The 7,426-nt window shown below is 49.6% G+C and carries 4 protein-coding genes and 1 tRNA gene; 4 read left to right on the top strand and 1 reads right to left on the bottom strand.

Translation table 11 applies throughout. The features are described from left to right. Nucleotides 1–164: 164 nt before the first annotated feature. A tRNA-Leu gene (locus RN22_RS13835) sits at nt 165–251 on the top strand. Between the two features lie 120 nt (nt 252–371). Here the strand turns inward: RN22_RS13835 and RN22_RS13830 are convergent. Further along, nucleotides 372–998 carry a DUF2238 domain-containing protein gene (locus tag RN22_RS13830; RefSeq protein ID WP_046305151.1) on the bottom strand — a complete coding sequence of 209 codons (627 nt, stop codon included), beginning with the start codon at nt 996–998 and terminating at the stop codon, nt 372–374. A 911-nt stretch (nt 999–1,909) separates the two neighbouring features. Between RN22_RS13830 and RN22_RS13825 the strand changes: the two genes are divergently transcribed. The 3 genes from RN22_RS13825 (at nt 1,910) to nspC (ending at nt 7,302) form a co-directional block, all read left to right on the top strand. Further along, on the top strand, nt 1,910–4,810 hold the full coding sequence (locus tag RN22_RS13825) for a pyridoxal phosphate-dependent class III aminotransferase (protein WP_046305148.1): 2,901 nt from the start codon (nt 1,910–1,912) through the stop codon (nt 4,808–4,810). A gap of 48 nt (nt 4,811–4,858) precedes the next feature. Further along, complete coding sequence (locus RN22_RS13820; protein WP_046305146.1) at nt 4,859–6,103, top strand: carboxynorspermidine synthase; 1,245 nt, start codon at nt 4,859–4,861, stop codon at nt 6,101–6,103. 65 nt (nt 6,104–6,168) lie between these two features. Further along, nucleotides 6,169–7,302 carry a carboxynorspermidine decarboxylase gene (gene nspC / locus RN22_RS13815; RefSeq protein ID WP_002539288.1) on the top strand — a complete coding sequence of 378 codons (1,134 nt, stop codon included), beginning with the start codon at nt 6,169–6,171 and terminating at the stop codon, nt 7,300–7,302. Nucleotides 7,303–7,426: the final 124 nt, after the last annotated feature.

Genomic DNA, 7,426 nt, shown 5'->3' with positions numbered 1-7,426 from the left:
TCGTGTGTCGCTCCAAATTCGAAGCTTTCGATTTATCGGAAGTTTGATATGCAAGGAACCTTGCCAAGGTTGAGGTCACGCCTAAGCCTTGAAGATCGGGAACCTCGTGTGTCGCTCCAAATTATTTGCAGATGGTGCCTATCATCGCAATCACAGAATTGCGTGCCCTGGTGGTGGAATTGGTAGACACAAGGGATTTAAAATCCCTCGACGTTCGCGTTGTGCCGGTTCAAGTCCGGCCCGGGGCACCATTTAAATTAAGGCCTACAAGCATAAGCTTGTAGGCCTTTTTCTTTTGGTCATTTCTCGGCGTGAAAGTGAAGGGGGCTAGCTCCGATTTTCTGTCGCAGTTGCCACCTACTTCCCCGTTACTAACTGCTGATGGTCTCTCGCGTGTTAAGCTTCGCGAGTTGTTTGTCGTGTATCTTGCCTAATAGAACCAGCGATGTGATCGCACCAATCATCGCTAGGAACATATCTGATTGCGTGTCCCAAACGTAGCCCTGAGTGCCAAGGAAAGCTTCAGCAGACTCTCCAGACATAACGGCAACCCACCACTCGATAAGCTCATAGAACGCACTGAAAGCCAAACAGAACGATACGATAAAGAAATTGCGCCAGCGCGGTGAAGGTATCACTGAGTTTCGAATCAGTATTTCACGAGCCACCAAGGCAGGAATGAACCCTTGCGCAAAGTGACCCACTTTGTCGTAGTTATTGCGTGCGGTATTGGTTATCTCTTTGATGTAATCAAATAATGGGACTTCTGCATATGTGTAGTGCCCACCCACCATCAAAATCACGCAATGAACCAGAATAAAGAAGTAAGTGACTTGGGTGAGCGGGTAAGACTTTCGGGTCATCGCTAGAGCGACAAGTGCAATAAGCGCTGGCGCCACTTCAAGGAACCAAGTGAACTGATCTTTTGGGTTGATTGCCGACCAAATAAAAACAGCAAAGAAGATAGCAAGCCAGATTGTTGAGTTTGCTTTGTTCATTTAGATACCTAATGTTTTAATAACAGTTACTTACCTACATGTGTCAGCTAGCTTAGGCTATTCGCGTAGTGGGCGCAAAGTATTGGTAAGTCTGATGACTTTGACCTGGATTGATGTAACCACCTGATATGTCACAAGAGGACTCTTGGCATTGGGCAGAATGACACAAAAGCCGATACTTGGTTTACCTCTCCCAAAAGAATGGCATCCCCAAAAAGCTTTCAATTTGCGTCAGCATCGAGATTGCTTTCCTCCATGTTTTGCCAGTTGCCAGAACTGTGGGGTTGAATAGCTTTCTAGACTATCTCGGTAAGGCTTAATAGCCATAATTGGTAACAGATGTAACCGAATTAATCGAATTTTAACTGAATGGAAAAAAACGCTTGAGTTCAAAAAAGTGGCTATGTTACCTTTCGCGACAATCTCGAACATAGAGCTTTTCGAGACACACGCGGCGCAATGTTGAAGAAGTTGTCGTCGCACCGTAGGTACTAGGAAATGGTTTCCTAGTAGAAGGGCATTAATAGAGCTGTCTGGCTTCAACGAAGTCGGGGCATATTGAGGAACCCAACAGTGATTATGTATTACCTCCACTTCAGCTTCGTTTTACCAAACTGCAGTATTATTACTGAGCCTTGATCAATCCGATCATCAGAGACGCTTTTCATACGTTTTAAAGCTGTTCCCCCACGACTTGATCGTGATGCTTTGCCGTACTTGTTTTAGCGCACTCGAACACACTATGGTTTCCGCCGATATCACACGAGGTGATACGACGGGTATTTCCCGATGACTCGGGGGTGTGCTCCACGACTTATCTGCTGATTTCTCCATAACGCCAATTTGGTGTTAAGGGTTGCTACACGCAATTTCGGCAGTGACGTAGTGGTGAACATGGAAGATCAAGAATAATGATTAACTTTCCCACTGAAACTCAGGATAAGTTGGCAGCTAGCCCGGTTCCTGTTTTGCAAGGCCTTCACGACCTGACGCCAGATGAGTTGCTACTGAGTCAGGAACACTACGAATCTGAGGTTCGTTCTTATCCTCGCCGTCTACCGGTCGCCATTGCTAAGGCAAATGGTGTGTTGGTGGAAGACAGCCGTGGTCAGGTTTACCTGGATTGCTTGGCGGGTGCTGGCACCTTGGTGCTTGGCTACAACCATCCTGAAATCAATCAAGCTTTGATTGAACAGCTTCACGCGGGTATTCCCTATCAAACGCTGGATATTACAACACCAGCGAAAGATGCATTCATTCGTGAACTGATGGCTTTCCTTCCACAGGACTTTGCAGAAAACGCCAAAGTTCAATTCTGTGGCCCTTCCGGTGCTGATGCCGTTGAAGCGGCAATCAAACTCGCTAAACAAACCACTGGCCGTAACACGATTGCCGCGTTCCATGGTGCTTACCATGGCATGACTAACGGCACCATGGCGCTGATGGGCAACCTCGGCACCAAAGCGCGCCGTCAAGGTTTGATGGCAGATGTTCACTTCCTGCCATTCCCATACGACCTGCGCTGTCCTTATGGCTTGCATGGCGAACAAGGTGCGCGTCAGGGCTTGCGTTACATTGAACGTATGCTGGCTGATGACGAAAGTGGTGTGCAAAAACCTGCTGCCATTATCGTCGAGCCGGTACAAGGCGAAGGCGGGGTGATTCCAGCGCCAGCGTTCTGGTTGAAAGAACTGCGCCGTATTACCCAAGAGCATGGCATTCTGCTGATTTTCGATGAAATCCAATGTGGTATCGGTAAAACTGGCTCTCACTTTGCGTTTGAAGATTCAGGCATCACACCAGACATTCTTTGTCTTTCAAAAGCTGTCGGTGGCGGTTTGCCTATGTCGCTGCTGGTGTTCGATAAAGAAATCGACACCTGGCGTCCAGGTGAACACACGGGTACTTTCCGCGGCAACCAGCTGGCCATGGTTTCTGGTGCGAAAGCGATGGAAATCATCCGTCGCGACAACCTCGCAAACCAAGCGGCAGTGACGGGTGAATATCTGCGCCGTGGTCTGGAAAAGATTGCTGAGAAAACGACGTGTATCGCGGAAGTTCGTGGCAAAGGCTTGATGCTGGGTGTTGAGGTTTGCGACCCAGAAGGTACCAAGAATAAATTTGGCGAACCTCAATCGGCCCCGGAACTGACTGTTGCGATTCAACGTGCAGCACTTGAGCGTGGGTTAATCATCGAAAAAGGTGGACGCGACGGTTCAGTACTGCGCTTCCTGCCGCCAATAATCATCACATTCGAGCAAATCGACTTCGCGCTGAAAGCGCTGGAAGAGGCAATTGACTCTCTGGTTGAGCCTAAACCGGCTTCTCAACCAATGGACAGCATCCAGCAAAGCTGGCGCGAGCACTTTATCCATGTTGGCAAACAGGGCGCTGACGGTTTTGAGTCGGCAATGAATCAAAGCACGTTGGCGCTGAAGAAATTGTTCGAATCCACTGATTCGCCATACAGCGGCCTCGACCCAATGGTGCTGCAATCGCAAATCCGCCGCGCGCAATTAGGCGAAAACCCTCAGTCGCTGACTGACGTGATTGATGAAACGACGGATTTGATCGGCAAGAATTCCATCATCGTTCAGCATCCTCATTGCATTGCGCACTTACATACGCCGCCAATGCTGCCTGCTGTGGCAGCCGAAGCCTTTATCACTGCACTGAATCAGTCAATGGATTCCTGGGATCAGGCAAGTGCAGCGACCTTTGTAGAGCAAGAAGTCACAGACTGGCTGTGCAAGCGTTTTGGCTTTGATGAGCAATCAGATGGTGTCTTCACCAGCGGTGGTACCCAAAGCAACCTGATGGGTCTGCTGATGGCGCGCGACCACATCATCAAGCAAACCAGCGGTCATGATGTGCAGAAAGATGGCTTGCCGGAATACGCCGATAAACTTCGTGTGATTTGCTCGAAGAACTCTCACTTCACCATGCAGAAATCAGCGTCATTGCTGGGTCTGGGTGAAAATGCAGTCGTCTGCGTCGACACTTACACTGACGGTACCATCAGCATCGAATCAGCAGAGGAAGCGGTGGCATCTCTGAAAGCTGAAGGCCTGATTCCGTTTGTGATCACTGGAACCGCGGGAACCACGGATAACGGATCTATCGATGATCTGGATGATGTGGCGGATCTTGCTGAAAAACACGGTCTGTGGATGCACGTAGATGCGGCATACGGCGGTGCGTTGATCCTGAGTCGCCACCACGCACGCCTCGAAGGTATTGAGCGTGCTGATTCCGTGACGGTCGACTTCCACAAAATGTTCTTCCAACCAATCAGCTGTGGCGCTGTGCTGCTTAAAGACAAAGCGCACTTTGGCTATATCCGTCACCACGCAGATTACCTGAACCGCGAAGAAGACGTGCTGCCGAATCTGGTGGACAAGTCTATCGCGACAACCCGCCGTTTTGATGCGCTGAAAGTATGGATGACGCTGCAAAACGTTGGCCCACAGGCGCTGGGTTCCATGGTCGATCACCTGCTCAACCAGACGCAACAGGTTGCCGATTTGGTGAATCAGCGCCCAGACTTTGAACTCTTGGCTGTGCCTTGTCTGTCTACCGTTCTATTCCGCTACACCGGATCGAACAAAGGGATGGATTTGGACTCGCTCAACAAGCAAATCCGTTTGGATGCCTTGGTACAAGGACGCGCTGTTGTGGGTGAAACCGTGGTGGATGGCAACGTTGCCCTGAAATTCACGCTGCTCAACCCTTGTCTGTCTTTGAACGACTTTGAGCAACTACTCAACGAACTTGAAACGCTGGGCGGCGAAATCGCCAAGCAATCTCTCTAATTTTTTTGCTGGGGGATTTGCCCAGCAGTTTTTTGAAAGGAATTTAACATGGCAGTTCTACAAATTGGTGCAGGTGGTGTTGGTTGGGTTGTTGCGCATAAAGCCGCGCAAAACAACGATGTATTCGGTGACTACACCATTGCATCCCGCACAGTAGGGAAGTGTGAAGCGATCATTGAGTCAATCAAAGGCCGCAACAACCAGAAAGATACCAGCCACAAGCTGGAAGCCCGTGCGGTTGACGCCGATGATGTGGAAGCGTTGGTTGCGCTAATCAACGACGTGAAACCGGATCTGGTGATTAACGCCGGTCCTCCATGGGTCAACATGACCATCATGGAAGCGTGCTACCAGACTAAAACATCTTATCTCGACACCTCTGTCGCGGTTGACCTGTGCTCTGAAGGCCAGCAGGTGCCACAAGCTTACGATTGGCAGTGGGGGTATCGCGAGAAATTCGAACAAGCAGGCATCACAGGCATTCTGGGTGCAGGCTTCGATCCGGGCGTTGTTAGCGTTTTTGCTGCATACGCTAACAAGCACCTGTTCGATGAAATCGACACTATCGACGTGATGGACGTGAATGCCGGTGACCACGGTAAGAAATTCGCGACCAACTTTGACCCTGAAACCAACATGCTGGAAATCCAGGGTGACTCCTTCTATTGGGAAGACGGCGAATGGAAACAAGTGGGTTGTCATACCCGTATGATGGAATTTGATTTCCCACTGGTCGGCAGCCACAAAGTTTACTCTATGGCGCATGACGAAGTACGTTCACTGCAAGAGTTCATCCCAGCTAAGCGCATCGAATTCTGGATGGGCTTTGGTGACCGTTACCTGAACTACTTCAACTGCATGCGCGATATTGGCCTGCTGAGCCCAGACCCAGTCACTCTGGGTGATGGCACTGTAGTTGAGCCATTGAAAGTACTGAAAGCACTGCTGCCTGATCCAACATCTCTGGCGCCGGGTTACACTGGTAAAACCTGTATCGGTACTTGGGTTCAGGGTAAGAAAGACGGTAAGCAACGCAGTGTGTTTGTCTACAACAATGCTGACCATGAAGTGGCTTACAAAGATGTTGAACACCAAGCGATTGCTTACACTACCGGTGTTCCTGCTATCACTGCAGCTCTGCTTTACTTCAAAGGTGAGTGGAATGGCAAAGGCGTATTCAACATGGAACAGTTGGACCCGGACCCATTCCTGGAGCTGATGCCATCAATTGGTCTGGACTGGGGCGTTGAAGAACTGTCACCAAGCGAGCCAGTTATCAACATCCTGAAATAAGCCCAGCGTTAACGAATGCCTGCACAACAGAATCTGTTGTGCAGGCTTTTCTGTAGAGAAAGACCATGAATCCGACAGAATTGAAAACCCCTTATTTTCTGATTGAAGAAGATAAGCTGATTGAAAACCTCGAGAAAGCGAAACGCCTGAAAGAACTCTCTGGCGTTAAGCTGGTACTTGCATTGAAATGCTTCTCTACTTGGGGCGTGTTCGACATCATCAAGCCTTACCTTGATGGCACCACCAGCAGCGGTCCTTTTGAGGTGAAATTGGGCTACGAAACCTTTGGTGGCGAAACCCATGCCTACAGTGTTGGTTACAGCGAAGATGACGTGCGTGAAGTCGCGGATATCTGCGACAAAATGATCTTCAACAGCCAATCTCAACTGACGGCGTATCGCCATTTGGTGGAAGGCAAAGCCTCGATTGGCCTTCGCTTGAACCCGGGTGTCAGCTACGCAGGTCAGGATCTGGCGAACCCAGCCCGTAAGTTCTCTCGCCTGGGTGTCCACTTCGATCAGATCGATCCTGAGATTTTTGCGTCACTCAATGGCGTGATGTTCCATATGAACTGTGAAAACAAGGATGTGGATGCGTTTGTCGGCCTGCTTGATGCCATTTCAGAGAAATTCGGCAGCTACCTCGATAAGCTTGAGTGGGTAAGCCTAGGTGGTGGTGTCTTCTTTACCTGGCCGGGTTACGATATCGAAAAACTGGCAGCTGCACTGAAAGCGTTCGGTGAACGCCATGGTGTGCAGCTTTACCTGGAACCGGGCGAAGCCATCATTACCAAAACGACAGACCTGGTTGTTACCGTGGTGGATATCGTCGAAAACGAGATGAAAACCGCTATTGTAGACAGTGCAACCGAGGCGCACAGATTGGACACGCTGATCTACAACGAGCCTGCTTCCATAGGTGAAGCCAGCGAGAATGGCGAGCACACATATGTGATTGGCAGCTGTTCTTGCTTGGCGGGTGATCAGTTCTGCGTGGCGAGTTTTGATGAACCGCTGAAAGTCGGTCAACGTCTGCACATCCTAGACAGTGCAGGCTACACCATGGTGAAACTGAACTGGTTTAACGGCCTTCGTATGCCATCGGTTTATTGCCAACGCAGCAATGGCGACATCCAGCTCTTAAACGAGTTTGATTATCAGGATTTCAAACGCACACTATCGCAATGGTCGGTGAAGTGATTTTGCAATCACACATGTCAGGGAGCTTCGGCTCCCTTTTTTCATCTTAATAGCAGGGAGTTTTTCGAGCTTGGTCTGAGTGTGGGTGATAAGTGCTTGGCATTCATGAAAGAAGTGCTTGAAA

The sequence above is a fragment of the Grimontia sp. AD028 genome (assembly GCF_000973155.1).
Lineage (GTDB): Bacteria > Pseudomonadota > Gammaproteobacteria > Enterobacterales > Vibrionaceae > Enterovibrio > Enterovibrio indicus.
The sequence above is the reverse complement of the archived record's forward strand: the minus strand, read 5'-3'. Positions and strand labels throughout refer to the sequence as shown.